Raw genomic sequence first — 17,343 nt, 5'->3', positions numbered from 1 at the left:
TCTCTCCCTCACTCAGGCGTCCGGCAGGGCCTTGACGAGCTCGGTGTCGTAGAGCTCCTCGAACGGCACGGAGACCGGGTCCGGCTTGCCGATGTTGTAGACCTTGATCAGGTTGTCGGCGAGCTCCTGGGTGGGCACGATGCTGCCGGTGAAGACGGGCAGGATCGCCTCGATGCCGGTCTTCCACGCGGCGTCGCTGGTGCTGGCGAAGAACTTCTGGTGCAGGGCGTCGCTGTGCTCCTGGCTGAAGTCCTTGGCGTCGTCGCGGGCCTGCGTCATCGCCTTGAGGAACTTCGTCACCGCGTCGGGCTGGTTCTTCAGGAAGTCAGGGTTGACGGCCACCACGATGTAGGGGATGTTCGCCGCTTCGGGGGCGTCCTTGACGATGTCGATGAACACCTTGCCCCAGCCGTCGGCCTCGGGGCCGGTGGTCTGGCTGGGGAACCCGGCGAGCCCGTCGGACGCGCCCTGCTTGACCGCGGCGGTGCCGGCGGCGGCGTCGCTGAACGGCTGGATCGTCACGTCGCTGTCCGGCTTGAGGCCGCCGAGGGTGAGGATCTGCCGGAACAGGAGGTCCGTCGTGGAGCCGGTCGCCGCTGAAGCGATCTTCAAACCCTTGAGCGCCGCGAGCTTCTCCTGGTACGGGGACTCAGGCGTGACGCCCTTCTGGGCGAGCTTCTCCAGCGTCTGGTTGTTGAGCGTGATCTGCTCGGGCGCCGGGGCGCCGAGCACCGCCACCACCTTGACCAGCTTGCCGGCCGCGGCCGAGGCCAGCGGAGCCGTCCCGCCGGTGAGCGCGATGTCGGCCTGACCTTGGGCGACGGCCTGGATCAGCTGGTTGGCGTTGAAGATGGAGGTCTTGTTGTCGATCTCGATGCCCTGCTGGGCGAAGTAGCCCTGGGCTTCCGCCTGCAGCCTGGGATAGCTGCACAGACAGGCCGAGCCGGCGTCGATGTAACTGATCGTGGTCAGCCCGCCATCGCCGGACGCGGCGCTCTCGCCACCCTCCGGCGAGGAGGATGCGCATCCGCTGACGAGAACCGTGAGCAGGACCGCGAGGGCCGAGGCAATGAGTTTTGTGGAACGAACCATAGGAGCGCTCATCTCCGGGGGGCGTGCAGGTAGGCCTCAATAATTCCTGATAACGATAGGGACAGTAGAGCGCAACGTCAACGATTTCCCGGCGTCGACTTGGCGTCACCGGAACGTCTGCGAGCAGCCAGATCTTGCCGGTGACGGACTCGGCAGGCCCGGACGGACCCTCATGAGGGCAGGGTAAGCGACGGCCGGAGCGCGCCGCGCCCTGGCCCTGCACCCTCTGTGGATTCCGTACGATTGGTTATCACTGATAGCGCGGCGGGTCCCGCAGCGGGGACGCCCCGGCGACCGGGGCGCCCGGATCCCCGTCCGGAGACGCCTCGATCTGTTGACGTGATCTTCAACAGGCCCTCGGCGGGCCGTACTCAGGCGAGGGCGCCGTCGGCGCGCAGCCGGGCCGCGGCCTCGGTGATCCAGGAGGTGACCTCTCCGACCTCCGCCACGGCCCTGGGCAGGTTCAGCACCACCTCGTCCACGTCCCGTTCGGCCAGCGCCCGGACGCCGGCGAGCGGCTCGTCCTCCGGGGCCCGCGCCACGATGTGGAAGGAGGAGCGCTCGCGGCCCTGGCGCTCCAGCTCGGCCTGGAGCGCGGTGACGTAGGTAGCGGTCTGGTCCGCCGTGCCGGGAGGGCCGTACCAGCCTTCGCCGTGCTGGACGGCGCGGGCCAGGGCGCGCTCGCTGGCTCCGCCGATGAGCACCGGCACCGGCGCGGTCACCGGCGGGGCGACGGTGAGCTCGGGGAAGGAGTACCACCGGCCCTCGTGCCGCACCGGCTCTCCGGTCCACGCCCGGCGCATGACGTCCAGCATCTCCTCGGTGCGGCCGCCGCGGCCGGAGAACTCCTGGTCCAGGGACTCGAACTCGGTGCGCATCCAGCCCACGCCGACCCCGAGCACGAGCCGTCCGCCGGACAGCTCCTGGGCGGACATCACCGAGCGCGCGGCGATGAGCGGGTGGCGCAGCGGCAGCACGTAGACGCCGATGCCCAGCCGGATCCGGGAGGTCGCGGCCGCCAGGTGGCCCGCCATCACCAGCGGGTCCGCGAACGGCGTCGCCGGGTCGAAGCTCGGCCGGCCGTGCGCGCTGTACGGGTACTTGCCGTCGGTCATGGTCGGCGAGACGACGTGGTCGGGGATCCACAGCCCGTGGAACCCCTCCTGCTCGGCCGTCTCCGCGATGGGCCGGTACCACGTGAGCGGGAAGCCGAAACAGCGCACCGACACCTTCATGACGCTCTCACCTTTTCTTGACATGGCAACGTGGTCACCATACTAATCATGCATACCAATTATGACCCCGGGAGGGCACAACCATGACGAAGCGCCCAGGCGTGATGGTCGCCATGTTCGACATCCCCGACTCCTTGGACGAGGAGTTCAACACCTGGTACGAGGAGGAGCACATCCCCGAGAAGATCGGCCTGGTGCCGGGCTTCCTGAGCGCGCGCAGGTACAAGGCGCTGGACGGGCGGCCGAACTACCTGTGCATCTACGAGCTGGAGGACGTCTCCGTCGTCGACAACCCCGACTACCAGCAGAACTACCGTAACGGCACGGTGGCGACCGAGCGCATGAAGGCCAAGGCCAAGACCTTCTACCGCAACGTCTACGTCCAGATCCACGAGGCCGCGAACGGCCTGCCGCTGCCGGAGTGAGGACGGACATGAGCGACCTGGAGAGCCGGATCCGCCGGCTGGAGGACCTGGAGGAGATCCGCGGCCTGGCCGTCCGGTACGGGTTCGCGGTGGACGAGCGCGACCTGGACGGCGTCTGCGCGCTCTTCACCGAGGACGCCGAGCTGCGCACCATGAGCGGGCCAGGCAAGGGCAAGGGCGTCGCGGCGATCGCCGCCTACTTCGGCGGCCGGTTCGCCGCCCTCGGGCCGACGAACCACTTCACCCACGGCCACGTCGTGGACTTCGACGACGAGGACCCGGACGTGGCCACCGGGCTGGTCTCCTCGCACGCCGAGGTGTGGCGGGACGGCGCGCCGATGATCACCGCGCTCCGCTACCACGACCGCTACCGGCGCGGCCCTGACGGCTGGCGGTTCAGCGAGCGGGTGCAGGCCTACATGTACTTCGTCGACGTCCGCGAGTATCCGCAGGCGCTGGGCGACCGGCTGCGCATGCGGGCGGGCGACCCCTGGAAGAAGGCGGACTGGCCGGCCGGTCTGTGACCGGGTGGAGGGCCGCTCGCGGCCCTCCACCTCAGGACCGCGCGTCCCAGCGGATGGTCTGCTCCAGCAGCTTCGGATGCTTGCGCTCGACGTAGCGGACGTAGGCGTCGATGTGTTCCTGCATGCGGGCCTCCGCGCCCGCCGCGTCGCGGGCGGCGATCATGGCGTAGATCTCCTCGTGGGCCTTGAGGATGGCCTTGCGCCTGCGCTGCGGATAGTCGCTGCCCACGGCGCTGTAGTCGACGGCGGCGACGGTGCCGTCGAGGATGCCGAGCAGCGAGTCGACGATGTAGCCGAAGAGCGCGTTGCCCGACCCCCAGGCGATGATGTCGTGGAAGCGCTGGTTGGTGTCGAAGAAGATGTAGTCGTCGTCCATGTGGTCACGCATGTCGGCCAGGCACCGGCCCAGCTCGGCGATCTGGTCGTCGCTCATGCGCTCGGCGGCCAGGGCGCCCGTCTTGGGCTCCAGCGTGGCCCGCACCTCCATGATCGCCCGGAACGGGGCCTGCTTGACCTGCATGAGCAGCAGCATGGTGCTGGCCAGGTGGGACGGGTCGGGGTCGAGCAGCACCGGGCCGCCCTTGGGGCCGGGCTTGAGGGCGATGACGCCGTGGAACTCCAGCAGCCGCAGGGCCTCACGGAGCGTGCCGCGCCCGATCTCGTACTTCTCCAGCATGATGCGCTCGGGCAGGAGCATGTCGCCGGGGTGGAGGTCGTCCCGGCTGACGTCACGCATGATCCGCTGGGCCACCAGCATCGCGGCCTTGGGCGGCCGGGTACCGTTCGTCATGTCGCCCCTTCGTGGAGGTGATCGCCCGAGGTCCTGAATCTATGCTAACCATAGCGGTTGATACACCCCTGGTGGCGACGTCGGCGAAGCCGGTCCCGGCCGGGCGGGGTCAGCAGTCGCAGCCGATGGCGTGCGCGGGAGCGGTGAGCGGGTCCACCGCGCGGACGACCCGGCCGTGGTCGTCCTCGACAGGGTAGCCCTCGCGGGCCCAGTACTCGAACCCGCCGATCATCTCCTTCACCTGGTAGCCGAGCTTGGCGAACTCCAGCGCGGCGCGGGTGGCGCCGTTGCAGCCGGGTCCCCAGCAGTAGGTGACGACCGGCATGTCCAGGGGGATCTCCAGAGGCGCGCGACGGGCGATCCGCGCGGTCGGCAGGTGGACGGCGCCGGTGACGCGGCCCTGGGTCCAGGCGTCGTCCCCCCGGGAGTCGATCAGCACGAACCGGGCGCCGCGTTCCTGGTCGGCGTGCACGTCGGAGGGGTCCGTCTCGAACTGGAGCTTGCCGGCGAAGTGGGCCACGAGAGCGCTCGCGGCGGAAGTGACGGGTGACATGCCTCGACGATACTGACGGCTCCGGCCTCGGTTGAAGAGCCGATCACCGGCATTCCACCGCTATAGCGGGGAATTTGATGCAATATCTAAGACATGACCTTCAGTGTCCCTTACGAGCTCGACAAGGTCGACGCGAGCATCCTGCGGGCTCTCCAGGCGAACGGCCGGCAGAGCGTCGCGGACCTGGCGCGGAGCATCAACATGAGCCACAGCGCGACGGCGGAGCGCGTCCGGCGGCTCGAACAGGCGGGCGTGATCACCGGCTACGGCGCCCAGGTCGACCCGGAGCGGCTCGGGTTCACGATCATGGCCTTCCTGCGCCTGCGCTACCCGAGCAGCGCCTACGAGCCGCTGCACAGCCTGCTCGCCGAGCTCCCCGAGGTGATCGAGGCCCATCACGTCACGGGCGACGACTGCTTCGTGATGAAGGTCGTCGCCACGGACATGAAGCACCTGGAACGGGTGAGCGGCCGGATCGGCGCGCTCGGCGGCGTCACCACGAGCGTCGTCTACTCGTCCCCGCTCCCGCCGCGACCGCTGCTGCCGCCGGGACCGCCCGCCGGGCCGGACGGTCCTCCGCTCAGCGGCGGGCGGGCGCCGGTGTGATCGGGTTCGCGGCCAGGTGGCGGCCTCGCGGGGTGGCGTCGGCGAGCACGCCGTCGTGGACCACCACCCGGCCGCCGACCAGGACGGTGCGCGGCCTGCCGGTGACCGTCATCCCCTCGTACGGCGTGTAGTCGGTCGCCATGTGCAGGTCGCCTGAGGTGATCGTCCAGCGGGCGGACGGGTCCCAGATCGCGATGTCGGCGTCGGCGCCCGGCATGAGGGTGCCCTTGCGGGGATACAGGCCGTTCGTCCGGGCGGGGTTGGCCGCGGTCAGCTCGACGAACCGGCTGACCGGCAGCGCGCCGCCCGCCACGAACTCCGAGAAGATCACCGGCAGCCGGGTCTCGACGCCGGGCAGCCCGTTCGGCATGGCGCGCACGTCGGACCGGCGTGACTCCTTCTGCGCCACGTCGTAACAGCAGTGGTCGCTGCCGATCGTGGTGATCTCGCCGGTGGCCAGGTGGCGGGCGAGACCGTCCACCACCGGGCGCGGGCGCAGCGGCGGGCAGCACACGAACCGCTCGGGGGCGGCCCCGGCGTAGAGCCCGTCGTCCAGCACCAGGTGGTGCGCGACGGACTCGGTGTAGGCCGCCAGGCCGCGCCGCCTGGCCGCGGCCACCAGCTCGACGGCCTCCGGCGTGGACTGGTGCACGAAGTAGACCGGCGCCTTCAGGGACTCGGCGATGGCCAGCACCTCGGCCACGGACGCGGTCTCGGCCAGCTCGGGCCGGGTCGCCGCCATGTGCTCGGCGCCGATCCGGCCGTCGTGCGAGCAGCGCGTCTGGGTATCCTCGATGATGTGGTTGGCCTCGCAGTGGATCACCACCATGCCGCCCAGGTCACGCAGCGTGGACATGGTGCGCAGGATCGTGTCCTCGTCGGCCATCGTCTCGCCGCGGTAGGTGGTGAACATCTTCACCGTCGGCATGCCGTCGGCGACCAGTGAGCGGAGCTGGTCGGGCACCGTCTCGTCCCAGTCCACGACGCAGGCGTGCAGCGCGCTGTCGCACAGGCCGCCCGCCGCCTTGGCCCGCTGGGCGTGGGCGGCGTCGGCGGGGGCCTGGCCGGGGCGCGGGATGGCGAAGTCCACGATGGTGGTGGTGCCGCCGAACACCGCGGCCGTCGTGCACTGGGCGTAGTCGTCGAGTGAGGTGAAGTCACCCGAGGTGAAGCCGACGTGGCAGTGCGGGTCGACGCCGCCGGGCAGCACCAGCATGCCGCCGGCGTCGATCTCGGCGGTGCCGCGCGGCGCGGGCGTGCCCGGCTCGGCCAGCGCGGTCACCCGTCCGTCCACGACGAACACGTCGGCGGGGGCGCACCAGCTCGCCTCCGCCACCGTGCCGCCGCGGATCACCACGGGGTCGCTCATCCGCCGGCTCCGGCCAGGTGCGCGCGCCAGCCGCCGGCCTCGCTGATGTCCACGACGCCCGGCGCCTCCAGCGCCTCGGCGCGCATCCGCATCGACAGCGAGCCGCTGCCGTCGGCCAGCTCGATCACGCCGAGCTCCAGCTCGGGCGGCTCGCCCGGCAGCAGGTGGTCGCGCAGGATCTCGTACGTGACCTCGTACAGCTCGCCGGGCACCGCGTAGCCGTCGCCGACCGGGTGGAGGCCGGGAAACTCGTCGCGTACGGAGTAGAACCGGTAGCGGGGCGCCGTCGTCGCCGGCCCCAGGAACCGCGCGCCGGCCAGCGCGGCGTTCAGGCTGCCGCCCGACATCGCCTGGCCGTTGACGAACATGCGCAGATTCTCCACGTGGTGCTCCTTCATGCGGTGGTGTGGCGCCGCTTGGCGAGCGCCGGGTCGGGGACGGGCACGGCGTCGAGCAGCGAGCGGGTGTAGGGGTGGCTCGGCTCGCCGTAGATCTGCTCGCGGGTGCCGATCTCGGCCAGCTCGCCGTCGAGCATGACCGCCACCCGGTCGCAGAGGTAGTAGACGACCGCCAGGTCGTGGGCGATGAACAGGATGGACAGGCCCAGCCGCTCGCGCAGGTCGCGCAGCAGGTTCAGCACCTGGGCCTGGACCGACACGTCCAGCGACGAGACCGGCTCGTCGCAGATGAGCAGCCGCGGCTCCACCGCGAGGGCGCGGGCGATGGAGATGCGCTGGCGCTGCCCGCCGGAGAAGGAGCGCGGGTGGCGGTCCAGGTGCTCGGCCGACATGCCGACCGTCTCCAGCAGTTCCGCGGCCCGTTCGCGGCGCCGCCGGCGATCGGGTTCCAGCCCGTGCACGAGCAGCGGCTCGCCGACGAGCTCGGCCACGGTCATGCGCGGGTTCAGCGACGAGTACGGGTCCTGGAAGACCATCTGCATGTCCGCCCGCAGGGCGCGCAGCTCGCGCCGCCCGGCGGTGAGCACGTCGCGGCCGCCGAGGAGGACCCGGCCGCTGTCCGGGCGGGTGAGCCGGGTGACGCACCGCGCGGTGGTGGACTTGCCCGACCCGGACTCCCCGACCAGGCCGAGCACCTCGCCCGGCGCCACGTCGAAGGAGACGCCGCCCAGCACGCGCCGCCCGCCGAAGGTCTTGACCAGGTCACGGACCTGGAGCAGCGGCTCGCTCACGATTCCTCCTCCTCGGGCGCGTTCCCGGCGGCGCCGATGACGGCCAACGGCCGGGTGACGTCGCCGCCGATGCGCGGGACGGCGGCCAGCAGCGCCCTGGTGTAGTCGTGCCGGGGCGCGTTGTAGATCTGGTCGACGGTGCCGGTCTCGACGGCCCGGCCGTGGCGCATCACCACCGCCCGCTCGGCGAACCCGGCGACGATGCCCAGGTCGTGGGTGATCAGCAGGATGGACATGCCGCGTTCGGCGGCCAGCTCGTGCAGCAGTTCCAGGACCCGTGCCTGCACCCGCACGTCCAGCGCGGTCGTGGGCTCGTCGGCGATGAGCAGCGCGGGCTCGGCGATGACCGCGATGGCGATCACCACGCGCTGCCGCATGCCGCCGGAGAACTGGTGCGGGTAGTCGTCGACGCGGTGCTCCGCGTCGCGCACGCCCAGCCGTTCCAGCAGCTCGATCGCCCGGCGGCGGGCCACCCGCCGGGACACGCCCCGGATGACGAGCGGCTGCATGACCTGGCGGCCGATGGTCATCACCGGGTTGAGCGAGGCCAGCGGGTCCTGGAAGACCAGGCCGACCCGGCCGCCACGGATCTCGCGCATCCGGCGCTGCGGCAGCCCCAGCAGGTCGACGCCCTCCAGCTCGATGCCGCCGGACAGCCGCGCGTCCGGATCCAGCCGGAGCACGGCCCGCGCCGTGACCGACTTGCCGGACCCCGACTCGCCGACCAGGGCGACCCGCTCGCCGGACGCGAGGTCGAGGTCCACGCCGTGGACGACCTCGGCCATGCCTCCCGCGCCTCCCGCGCCTCCCGCCGCCGGGTAGGACACCCGCAGGTCCCGGATGCGGAGCAGGGGGTCGGTGCTCATCGCGCCTCCTGACGGATCGTCGGGTCGTTGCGCACCCGCAGCCAGTCGCCCACCAGGTTGAACGCCAGGGCGGTCAGCAGCAGGGCGAGGCCCGGGAAGGCCACGGCCCACCAGGCGTTGGTGAGGTTGTTGGCCTCACCGGCGATCATCGCGCCCCACTCGGACGAGGGCACCTGGGCGCCCACGCCGATGAAGGACAGGCCGGAGATCACCAGCATCACCGCGCCCACGTCCACCGTGGTCTGCACGTAGAGCGTGTTGAGCGCGTTGGGCAGGATGTGCCGGAAGATCAGCCGTCCCTGCGGGACGCCCATGACGCGGGCCGCGTCGACGTACTCGGCGTCCTTGACCTCGCGGACGAGCGTGCGCACCAGCCGGGCGTAACCCGGCCACCAGGTGAGCGACAGCGCGATGACCGCGGAGGACAGGCCGGGCCCGAGCGCGGCGGCCAGGCCGAGGGCCAGGATGATCGCCGGCAGCGACAGCCCGATGTCGGTGATCCGCATGAGCACCTCGTCGACGACCTTCCCGCCGAGCGCCGCGAGCGTGCCGATCAGCAGGCCGATCAGCGTGGAGGCGGCGATGACGACCAGGGTCGCCGGCAGGGTGACGCGGGCGCCGTACAGGACCCGGCTCAGCACGTCCCGGCCGTTGGAGTCGGTGCCGAGCCAGTGCTCGGCCGACGGCGGCAGGAGCGACCGGGAGAGGTCCACCGCGTACGGGTCGTACGGGGCGAGCAGCGGCCCGGCGACGGCCATCAGCACCACGAGCGCCGCCACGGCGAGGGCGATCCCCTCCACGACGGGCACCCGGCGCCGGGTCCGCGGCTTGGCGGCGGCGTGCGCGCTCATGCCGGCACCTCCGTCGCGGGGGCCTCTGAAGGTACGGTCGTGCGCCGGGCGCGGGCGCCGGTGTGGCGCAGCCTCGGGTTCAGCCAGAGCTGGACGAGGTCGACGGCGATGTTCGCCAGCACGAAGACCACTCCGATCACGAGAACCGTGCCGATCACGGCGTAAAGGTCGTTCTGCAGCACCGCGGTCACCGCGTAGGAGCCGATGCCGGTCCTGCCGAAGACGGACTCGACCAGGACGGTGGAGCCGAGCATCCAGCCGAGCTGCATGCCGAGGATGGTGCTGGCGGGCACCAGCGCGTTACGCAGCCCGTGCCGCACCACCACGCGGAACTCCGACGCGCCGGTCGCCCGGGCCAGCGCGATGTAGTCGCGGCTCAGCGCGGTGAGCATGGAGGAGCGCACGGTCCTGGCCACCACCGCCACGAACGACGCGGCGAGCGTCACGGCCGGCAGCAGCAGGTGGGCCATGGCGTCGCCGAAGGCCGCCATGTCTCCGCTGAGCAGCGCGTCCACCGAGGTCATGCCGGTGATGGCCGGCACCTGGCGGCCGAAGGAGAGCTGCCCGGTGAGGGGCAGCACCCTGAGCTCGGCGGCGAACACCAGCTGGAGCATCAGGCCGAGCCAGAACACCGGCACGGCCGCGCCCAGCAGGGTGATCAGCCGGGCGGCGGCGTCCGCCGCCCGGCCGCTCCGCCAGGCGGCGTACGTCCCCAGCGGCACCGCCACCACGATGTTGATCACCATGGCGGCGAGCACCAGTTCCAGCGAGGAGGGCAGCATGGCCGCGACATCCTCCAGCACCGGGCGCTGGGTGAACACCGACGTCCCGATGTCTCCCTGGAACAGCCGGCCCATGTAGGCCAGGAACTGGTCCCACACCGGCTGGTCCAGGCCCAGCCGGGCGGCGACGGCGGCCACCTGCTCGGCTGTCGCGTTGCGCCCGGCGGCGGCGCGGGCCGGGTCGCCGGGCAGCACCTGGGTCATCAGGAACGTGACGACGGCCAGGCCGACCAGCACGACGACGCTCGTGACGAGCCGCCGGAGCAGCAAACGGGCCATGCGGGGGTCCCTCCTCGTACCGCGGCTCAGCCGACCTGGATCTTGTAGACGTCCACGGTCTGGTGGTGGGCCGGCTGGTAGGTGTAGCCGGTCAGGCCCTGGCGCAGGACCGTCACGTACTGCGAGTTCGCCAGGTTGACGGCGTAGTGGTCGGCGGCGATGAGCTTCTGGGCCTCGCTGTACGCGGCGCACCGCTCGGCCTCGTCGGTCGCCTGCTGGCCCTGCTCGGTGAGCTTGTCGACCTCGGCGTTGTCGTAGCCGCCGCTGTTCAGCCCGCCGTTGGCGAAGCTGGAGTGGAACTGCAGGTACAGCACCGCGTCCGGGTCCGGGTACGGCGGGAAGCCGTAGATCATGCCGAGGTCCGGCGTGGTCTCGTTGGTCTTCAGCCGCTCGACGTACTGCGGGTAGGTGATGGCCTCCAGGTTCAGCTTGACGCCGATCTCGGACAGGTTGGACTGCAGCAGCGTGGCGGCCTGCTCCATCTCCGCCGTGGCCTTCAGGTACGTCATGGTGAGCGTGACGCCGCTCAGCCCGGCGTCGGCCAGGATCTGCTTGGCCTTGGCCACGTCCCTGACCGGCTGCGGCGTGGTCTCGTCGAAGCAGGTCATGCCGCTGGGCAGGACGCCGACGGCCTTCTTGCCGGCTCCCTTGAGGATGGCGCTGACGTGCTGGTCGTAGTCGTAGGCGTGCGCGATCGCCTCACGCAGCTTCGGGTTCGACACCGCCGAGTCCTTCATCTTGAAGAACACGTACAGCTGGACGTTGGTGTCGGCCTTGTCGACCGTGAACCCGGAGCCCTCCATCCCGGCCCAGTCGGTGGGCGCGATGTCCATCGCGATGTCGACATCGCCCGAGGCCAGCGCCGTCTTCTGGGTCGCGGCCTGCGGGAGGTAGCGGAACACCACGTCCTTGGCCTGGTTGGTGAAACCGCCCCAGTAGCCGTCGTAGCGGGTGAAGCGCGCCTCCTGGTTGGCGGTGTAGCCGGCCAGCTTGTACGGGCCGGACCCGGCGTCGTTGGTGGCCAGCCACTTCTGGCCGTCGTCGTCGCCGGCGTTGGCCGTCACGAGCTTGGAGTTGAGCAGGTAGACGCGGGTGAGCGCGGAGGCGAACGGCGCGTTCGGCTGCTTGAGGTTGATCCGCACGTGGGTGTCGTCCACGACCTCGGTGGAGTCGTAGGCGCTCACCAGGGACGCGACGCCGATGCCGAGCCGGGCGACGCGGTCGAGCGTGTACTTCACGTCGGCGGCCGTCAGCTTGGCGCCGTCGTGGAAGGTCACGTCGTCGCGCAGCGTCAGGTCGAGCGCGGTGCCCTTCTCGTCGAACTTCCACTCCGTGGCGACCGACGGCGACAGCTCGTTGCCCTCGTACCGCAGCAGCGTGTCGTAGGCCGGGATGGACACCTCGTCCACGGTGGAGTTGTCCGCCTGGACGGGGTCGAAGGTCGCCGGGGGCTCGTTCTCGGCGATGATCAGCGTCTGCTTGCGCGCGTCCGCGCCTGCCCCGGTGGAGCCGGCGCCGCCGCCGCCGCACGCCGCGAGGGCGAGGGAGGCGGCCAGGGCGGCCGCGACCAGACGCAGGGGACGGACCCGGCGGGACGGTCCCGCTGATGGGGGGATGCGGTGGTGCATGGATCTTCTACCCTTCATGAGTACGCCGTTGCGGCGAACACCTGCTTCCGGCCACGGCGCCTTGCCGTGTCCCACGTGGTCAGGACTCCGGGGCGGCCGTTCGCGCCGCTCTGGCCGGCGTGGGCCGCCAGGCTCCGGAGTCGTCCACGACGACGCCGTAGACCCGCTCCGCCGCCTCCGCGCTGACGTAGCCGTCGAGCACGTCGGCGACCACGGCGGCCGGGTCGCGGTCGAGCGGGTCGCCGTACCCGCCGCCGCCCGCGGTGCGGTTGACGAAGCGGTCCCCCGCCCGCATCGCCGCCCGGTACATGCCGACCCGCTTGGCCCGGTCGGTGCCCGGCCACAGCACCATCTCGCTGGGCTCGGGCTCGTGGCCGCCGTCCAGCGCCCAGGGGCGGGTCTTGCTCTTCTTCTTCATCGACAGCACCTCGCCGTCGGCGAGGTAGCGGACCTGCCGCAGCACGCCCACGCCGCCGCGGAAGCGGCCGGCCCCGCAGGAGTCGGGGATCAGCTCCAGCCGCTCGTGGAACACGGTCGACTTGTGCTCCAGCACCTCGATCGGGGTGTTGCGGACCACGCTCTGCGAGGGGTGCTGCTGGGCGTTGGCGCCGTCGCGGTCCTTGCGCGCGCCCCAGCCGATGCCCTCGTTGTTGCTGATGACGAAGTCGGCGCCGGTGCGCGGGTCGTTGCCGAGCGCCATGAAGCCCGGCTCGTCGCCGCCGGAGGAGGCCGGGATGGTGTCGAGCACCTGGGCCAGGGCCTTGTGCAGCAGTTCGAAGGCGACGATGGCGCTCCACTGGGTGAACGTCGCCACCGGATACTGCGCGTTGAAGAAGTTGCCGGGGTCGGCCACGACGGACAGCGCCCGGTAGTGCCCGGCGTTGGACGGCTCGTCCGCGCTGGTCAGCTCCTTGAACGTGGCCTTGGCCAGGCTCTCGGTGGCGCCGATGGGCAGGTTGACCGGGCCCAGCACGGCTCCGTCGGAGCCGTTGAAGTCGACCTCCATGTGGTCGCCGTCGATGGTGACCTTGACTTCCATCCGGATCAGGTCGTCGGTGATGCCGTCGTCGTCGCAGTAGTCCACGGCGGTCCAGGAGCCGTCGGGCAGCGCGGCCACGGCCTTGCGGGCGACCCGCTCGCCGTGCTCGATGAGCTGCCGGATGGCCTGGTCCACGGTCTCGCCGCCGAACTTCTCCCACACCTGGGCCAGCCGGTTCTCGCCGGTGCGCAGCGCCGCGAGCTGGGCGTGGAAGTCGCCGATGGTCAGGTCGGGCAGCCGGGAGTTGAACCGGATCAGCTCGATGATGTCCCGCACCGGCTCGCCACCGCTGACGATCTTCGTGCCGGGGAAGATCAGGCCTTCCTGGTGCATGTCGGTCGAGTCCAGGACGTAGCCGGGGGCCTTGGCGCCCAGGTCCATCCAGTGGGCGCGGACCGCCAGGTAGGCCGCGGGGCCGTCGTGCCCGTCCCGGAACACCGGGGCGAAGAGCATCGCGTCGTAGGAGTGCGCGCCGCTCCAGTACGGATAGTTCAGCAGGTAGACGTCGCCGGGCGCGAGGTTCTCGCGGCCGACGTACTCCACGCCCTTGACGATGGCGTAGTCGTTGGCGCCCAGGAACGAGGTGATGCCGGCCGCCTCGGCGGTCAGGTCCAGGTCGGCGTTGTAGATCGAGATGCCGAAGTCCAGCACCTCGTAGATGACCGGGTTGAACGCCGCCCTGACCAGGGTGCGGCGCATCTGCTCGCCCACCGAGACCAGGTAGTTCCTGATCACCTCGACGGTCGCGCCGTCCAGCCGCTCGCCCGTGCTCATGCCTGGCCTCCCGTGATCACCAGTTGCCCGTATCGGTCGACGGTGAGCCGCTGGTCTCCGAAGATGACCGTGGTGGAGGTGCCTTCCTCCACGATGGCCGGCCCGCTCACCTCGTGGCCGGCGCCCAGGGTGGCCCGCGCGTACACCGGGAACGGGACCGTCTCGCCCGTCGCGACGTCGAACGCCGGGCGCTCGGCGATCGGCTCGGGGGTGGCGGTCCCGGCCGGCGGCAGCTCGCGCAGGCCCGGCTTGGCCAGCCGGCCCACCGCGCGCACCCGCAGCGTCAGGATCTGGCCCGGCTCCGGCATCGCGTGGCCGTAGCGGGCCTCGTGCTGCTCGCTGAAGCGGGCGAGCACGGACGCCGCGGTGTCGCCCGGCACCAGGTCGATGCCGAGGCTGTGCTCCTGGCCGTGGTAGCGCACGTCCAGGCGGCGGATCAGGGTGCGGTCCTCGGGCTTGACGCCCTGGGCGGACAGCACCTCCTCGCCCTGCCCTTCCAGTTCGGCGAACGTGTCCTCCACCGCGGCCAGCGTCTCGTCGGTCAGCGGGCGCAGGACCGTGGTGGCGAACTCGTACTCCAGGTCCGACATCAGCATGCCGAAGGCGGAGAACGCGGCCGGGACCTGCGGCACGATCGTGGTGGCGATGCCCATCTCGCGGGCCAGCATGGGCGCCAGGAGCGGCCCCGCCCCGCCGAACGCGAGCAGCGCGAACTCCCTCGGGTCCAGCGCCCGCTCCACGGTGATCTCGCGCAGCGCGCCGACCGTGCGGGCCAGCAGGACCTGGAAGACGCTCGCCGCCGCCTTGGTGACGTCGACGCCGAGAGGCTCGGCCAGCTCGGTCCGCACGGCGGCGCGGGCGGCGTCGGCGTCGATGGTCATGTCGCCGTCCAGGAACCCGGAGGGGTCCAGGTAGCCGAGGACCAGCGCCACGTCGGTGACGGTCGGCTCGGTGCCGCCGGCGCGGTACGCCACCGGGCCGGGCACCGCGCCCGCGCTGTGCGGGCCGACCTTGAGCAGGCCCTCGTCGATCCAGGCGATCGAGCCGCCGCCGGCGCCCACGGTGCGGATGTCGAAGATCGGGATGAGCAGCGGGAAGCCGTCGATGGCGGCCTCGTGCACCTCGCCGGGCTCGCCGTCCTCGATCACGCAGCAGTCCAGGCTGGTGCCGCCCACGTCGAAGGTGATCACCTTCGGCAGGTTCTGCTCGCGGGCCAGGAAGGAGGCGCCGACCACGCCGCCCGCGGGCCCGGACAGCACGGTCATCAGCGGCGCCTGCCTGGCCAGCTCGGAGGTCATCGCGCCGCCGCCCGAGCGCATGATGTGCAGCGGGTGGGTCAGCCCGGAGTCGTTCAGCCGCGACTCCAGGGTGGCGATGTAGTCGTTCAGCACCGGCCGGATGTAGGCGTCGAGGGTGACCGTGCTGGTCCGCTCGTACTCGCGGTACTCGCGGGTGATGTCGGTGGAGGTCGAGACCGACACCTCGGGGTACGCCTCGCGCAGGATGCGCGCCGCCAGCCGCTCGTGCTCGGGGTTGGCGTACGAGTGCAGGAAGCAGATGGCCAGCGAGCGCAGGCCGTGCTCCTCCACCAGCACCCGGCCCGCCTCGCGCACCGCGTCCTCGTCCAGCGGCTCGATCACCGTGCCCTGGGCGTCCACGCGGCCGGGCACGCCGACGCGGTGCCGGCGCGGGACGAGGGGCGGCGGCGGGGCGTAGGAGAAGTCGTACATGTACTGGGAGGGCACGTTCGCGCGGGCGATCTCCAGCAGGTCGCGGAAGCCCTCGTTGGTGATGATCCCGACGTCGGCGCCGCGCCGCTGGAGGATCGCGTTCAGGCCCAGCGTGGTGCCGTGGACGAACGCCTCCACGTCGTCCAGCCGGTCGGCGAGCCCGCCGACCGCGTCGAGGACGCCGCGTGCCGGGGCGTCGGGGGTGGTGGAGGCCTTGTGCAGCCGCAGTTCGCCGGTGGCGTCGTCGTAGGAGATGGCGTCGACGAAGGTGCCGCCGATGTCGACGGCGAAGCGGGTGCGGCCGGAGTCCTGGCTCACTGTGCGCCCTCCGTGGCGTGGTGGTCGGGTACGGCGGGCAGGTCGTCGCGGACGACCCGCCCGGCCTGCATGACGAAGGTGATCCGGCGCAGCGCCGACAGGTCGCTCAGCGGGTCGCGCTCGGTGACGATCAGGTCGGCGAGGTGACCCTCCTCCACCACACCCGCCTGCCCTTCGAGGCCGGTCAGGCGGGCCGCGTCGAGGGTGCCCGAGCGCAGCGCCTGGTGGGTGTCGAGCCCGGCCTCGGCCAGGAACTCCATCTCGCGGACCGCGACCACGGTGTCCTCGATCGGCGCGCCGGGCGGGTAGTCGGTGCCGGCCAGGAAGGTGATCCCGGGCTTCTCCGGGTCGGACGGGTCGGCGACGCCGGCCGCGATGGCGGTGCGGATGCTGGCGAGATGCCCGGGGCCGACCTCCAGGGCCCGCTCGATCTGCCACGGGGTGAAGGCGTGCTCGGCCATCCAGTCGGGGCAGCGGGTCACGCACAGCGTCGGGGTCAGGTAGACCCGCTGCGCCGCCATCTGCCTGGCGGTGGCCTCGTCGAGGTCGTAGGCGTGCTCGTAGCCGCGCACCCCGGCGGTGAGCGCCTCGCGGATGGCCGAGCCCGCGCCGGCGTGCGCGGTCACGTACGTGCCGTGCTCGTCGGCGGCGCGGACCACGGCGCGCATCTCGTCGACGGTCATCTGCGCGCCGTTGAACGACTCGCCCTGGTGGGCGATGCCGCCGGTGATGAAGATCTTGATGAGGTCGGCCCCGGCGGCCAGTTCCGTGCGGGCGGCGCGCAGGAAGGCGTCGTAGCCGTCGGCGTAGGCGCAGCCGCTGCCCTGCCCGTGGCCGCCGGTCGTGGAGATCGCCCGGCCGGCGCCCACGATCCGCGGCGCCTCCACCCAGCCCTGGCCGGCGGCGGTGCGGACGAGGAGGTCGGCACGGTTCTGCTCGTGCACGGTCCGGATCGTGGTGACTCCCGCGTACAGCGCCTCGCGAGCTCTGGACAGCGCGCGCAGAGCCGTGATGCCGGGGTTCTCCGACTCGTCGTTGTCCGAGAACGGGTAGACCACCGACAGGTGGGTGTGCACCGAGATCAGCCCGGGCAGCAGGTAGCGTCCGCCCAGGGGCACGGTGCGCGCTCCGGGGGGCGGGGCGTCGCTGGTGATCCGTTCGATCCGGCCGTCGCGTACGACGACGTTGGTGTCCCGCCGGATCGATCCGGATCGCACGTCCACGACGTGACCGCCGGACAGCCACACGGGCTCGGTCACGGGCGCTCGCCCGTCTATCGCTGTCACCGTTTCC

The 17,343-nt window shown here is 71.6% G+C and carries 17 protein-coding genes; 3 read left to right on the top strand and 14 right to left on the bottom strand.

Translation table 11 applies throughout. The features are described from left to right. Positions 1-12: 12 nt before the first annotated feature. Both ABD999_RS42525 and ABD999_RS42520 read right to left on the bottom strand, forming a co-directional pair. Entirely contained in the window at positions 13-1,092 is a 1,080-nt protein-coding gene (locus ABD999_RS42525; RefSeq protein WP_271279543.1) for an ABC transporter substrate-binding protein, read from the bottom strand. 371 nt (positions 1,093-1,463) lie between these two features. Continuing rightward, positions 1,464-2,327 (bottom strand): TIGR03619 family F420-dependent LLM class oxidoreductase, encoded by an 864-nt coding sequence (locus tag ABD999_RS42520; RefSeq protein ID WP_271279544.1) that lies wholly within the window; start codon positions 2,325-2,327, stop codon positions 1,464-1,466. Between the two features lie 83 nt (positions 2,328-2,410). Here ABD999_RS42520 and ABD999_RS42515 point away from each other — a divergent pair, with 83 nt between their 5' ends. Beyond that, entirely contained in the window at positions 2,411-2,752 is a 342-nt protein-coding gene (locus tag ABD999_RS42515; protein ID WP_271279545.1) for a DUF4286 family protein, read from the top strand. Between the two features lie 8 nt (positions 2,753-2,760). Continuing rightward, positions 2,761-3,276 carry a nuclear transport factor 2 family protein gene (locus ABD999_RS42510; RefSeq protein WP_148031072.1) on the top strand — a complete coding sequence of 172 codons (516 nt, stop codon included), beginning with the start codon at positions 2,761-2,763 and terminating at the stop codon, positions 3,274-3,276. A gap of 31 nt (positions 3,277-3,307) precedes the next feature. On the opposite strand, the gene ABD999_RS42505 is transcribed toward ABD999_RS42510, so the two are convergent. Next, entirely contained in the window at positions 3,308-4,066 is a 759-nt protein-coding gene (locus tag ABD999_RS42505) for a FadR/GntR family transcriptional regulator (protein ID WP_148031071.1), read from the bottom strand. 109 nt (positions 4,067-4,175) lie between these two features. Then, positions 4,176-4,619: a rhodanese-like domain-containing protein gene (locus tag ABD999_RS42500; RefSeq protein WP_219551420.1), complete on the bottom strand. Its 444-nt coding sequence runs from the start codon at positions 4,617-4,619 to the stop codon at positions 4,176-4,178. A 93-nt stretch (positions 4,620-4,712) separates the two neighbouring features. Here ABD999_RS42500 and ABD999_RS42495 point away from each other — a divergent pair, with 93 nt between their 5' ends. Beyond that, positions 4,713-5,225, top strand: a complete 513-nt coding sequence (locus ABD999_RS42495) for an Lrp/AsnC family transcriptional regulator (RefSeq protein WP_148031069.1) — start codon at positions 4,713-4,715, stop codon at positions 5,223-5,225. Here the strand turns inward: ABD999_RS42495 and hydA are convergent. The 10 genes from hydA to ABD999_RS42445 all read right to left on the bottom strand — a co-directional run bounded on the left by hydA (position 5,200) and on the right by ABD999_RS42445 (position 17,309). Next, a complete protein-coding gene (gene hydA, locus ABD999_RS42490; protein ID WP_271279546.1) occupies positions 5,200-6,594 on the bottom strand; it encodes a dihydropyrimidinase in 1,395 nt (464 codons plus the stop codon). The genes ABD999_RS42495 and hydA overlap by 26 nt on opposite strands. Next, entirely contained in the window at positions 6,591-6,977 is a 387-nt protein-coding gene (locus ABD999_RS42485; protein ID WP_148031067.1) for an allophanate hydrolase-related protein, read from the bottom strand. The genes hydA and ABD999_RS42485 overlap by 4 nt, the downstream gene beginning before the upstream one ends. Before the next feature lie 11 nt (positions 6,978-6,988). Beyond that, positions 6,989-7,783, bottom strand: a complete 795-nt coding sequence (locus ABD999_RS42480) for an ATP-binding cassette domain-containing protein (protein WP_261808486.1) — start codon at positions 7,781-7,783, stop codon at positions 6,989-6,991. Then, a complete protein-coding gene (locus ABD999_RS42475; protein ID WP_271279547.1) occupies positions 7,780-8,649 on the bottom strand; it encodes an ATP-binding cassette domain-containing protein in 870 nt (289 codons plus the stop codon). The genes ABD999_RS42480 and ABD999_RS42475 overlap by 4 nt, the downstream gene beginning before the upstream one ends. Next, entirely contained in the window at positions 8,646-9,500 is an 855-nt protein-coding gene (locus tag ABD999_RS42470) for an ABC transporter permease (protein ID WP_148031064.1), read from the bottom strand. Before ABD999_RS42470 ends, ABD999_RS42475 begins: the two co-directional genes overlap by 4 nt. Beyond that, positions 9,497-10,561 carry an ABC transporter permease gene (locus tag ABD999_RS42465; RefSeq protein ID WP_345483235.1) on the bottom strand — a complete coding sequence of 355 codons (1,065 nt, stop codon included), beginning with the start codon at positions 10,559-10,561 and terminating at the stop codon, positions 9,497-9,499. Before ABD999_RS42465 ends, ABD999_RS42470 begins: the two co-directional genes overlap by 4 nt. 26 nt (positions 10,562-10,587) lie before the next feature. Beyond that, entirely contained in the window at positions 10,588-12,189 is a 1,602-nt protein-coding gene (locus ABD999_RS42460; protein WP_271279142.1) for an ABC transporter substrate-binding protein, read from the bottom strand. 79 nt (positions 12,190-12,268) lie between these two features. Beyond that, on the bottom strand, positions 12,269-14,002 hold the full coding sequence (locus tag ABD999_RS42455; RefSeq protein WP_219551905.1) for a hydantoinase B/oxoprolinase family protein: 1,734 nt from the start codon (positions 14,000-14,002) through the stop codon (positions 12,269-12,271). After that, on the bottom strand, positions 13,999-16,050 hold the full coding sequence (locus ABD999_RS42450; RefSeq protein WP_271279143.1) for a hydantoinase/oxoprolinase family protein: 2,052 nt from the start codon (positions 16,048-16,050) through the stop codon (positions 13,999-14,001). Before ABD999_RS42450 ends, ABD999_RS42455 begins: the two co-directional genes overlap by 4 nt. Then, positions 16,047-17,309 (bottom strand): amidohydrolase family protein, encoded by a 1,263-nt coding sequence (locus tag ABD999_RS42445; RefSeq protein WP_271279144.1) that lies wholly within the window; start codon positions 17,307-17,309, stop codon positions 16,047-16,049. The genes ABD999_RS42450 and ABD999_RS42445 overlap by 4 nt, the downstream gene beginning before the upstream one ends. Positions 17,310-17,343 lie beyond the last annotated feature (34 nt).

Source organism: Nonomuraea ferruginea (assembly GCF_039540635.1).
Classification (GTDB): Bacteria; Actinomycetota; Actinomycetes; order Streptosporangiales; family Streptosporangiaceae; genus Nonomuraea; species Nonomuraea ferruginea.
Note: the sequence above shows the minus strand (reverse complement) of the source record. Positions and strands in the feature narration are given on the sequence as shown.

What these genes read in the sequence shown, in the direction of transcription:
- hydA (WP_271279546.1), bottom strand. Translation starts at nt 6,594, where the DNA reads ATGAGCGACCCCGTGGTGATCCGCGGCGGCACGGTGGCGGAGGCGAGC.
- ABD999_RS42515 (WP_271279545.1), top strand. Translation starts at nt 2,411, where the DNA reads ATGACGAAGCGCCCAGGCGTGATGGTCGCCATGTTCGACATCCCCGAC.
- ABD999_RS42465 (WP_345483235.1), bottom strand. Translation starts at nt 10,561, where the DNA reads ATGGCCCGTTTGCTGCTCCGGCGGCTCGTCACGAGCGTCGTCGTGCTG.
- ABD999_RS42470 (WP_148031064.1), bottom strand. Translation starts at nt 9,500, where the DNA reads ATGAGCGCGCACGCCGCCGCCAAGCCGCGGACCCGGCGCCGGGTGCCC.
- ABD999_RS42455 (WP_219551905.1), bottom strand. Translation starts at nt 14,002, where the DNA reads ATGAGCACGGGCGAGCGGCTGGACGGCGCGACCGTCGAGGTGATCAGG.
- ABD999_RS42510 (WP_148031072.1), top strand. Translation starts at nt 2,761, where the DNA reads ATGAGCGACCTGGAGAGCCGGATCCGCCGGCTGGAGGACCTGGAGGAG.
- ABD999_RS42500 (WP_219551420.1), bottom strand. Translation starts at nt 4,619, where the DNA reads ATGTCACCCGTCACTTCCGCCGCGAGCGCTCTCGTGGCCCACTTCGCC.
- ABD999_RS42520 (WP_271279544.1), bottom strand. Translation starts at nt 2,327, where the DNA reads ATGAAGGTGTCGGTGCGCTGTTTCGGCTTCCCGCTCACGTGGTACCGG.
- ABD999_RS42475 (WP_271279547.1), bottom strand. Translation starts at nt 8,649, where the DNA reads ATGAGCACCGACCCCCTGCTCCGCATCCGGGACCTGCGGGTGTCCTAC.
- ABD999_RS42460 (WP_271279142.1), bottom strand. Translation starts at nt 12,189, where the DNA reads ATGCACCACCGCATCCCCCCATCAGCGGGACCGTCCCGCCGGGTCCGT.
- ABD999_RS42505 (WP_148031071.1), bottom strand. Translation starts at nt 4,066, where the DNA reads ATGACGAACGGTACCCGGCCGCCCAAGGCCGCGATGCTGGTGGCCCAG.
- ABD999_RS42525 (WP_271279543.1), bottom strand. Translation starts at nt 1,092, where the DNA reads ATGGTTCGTTCCACAAAACTCATTGCCTCGGCCCTCGCGGTCCTGCTC.
- ABD999_RS42495 (WP_148031069.1), top strand. Translation starts at nt 4,713, where the DNA reads ATGACCTTCAGTGTCCCTTACGAGCTCGACAAGGTCGACGCGAGCATC.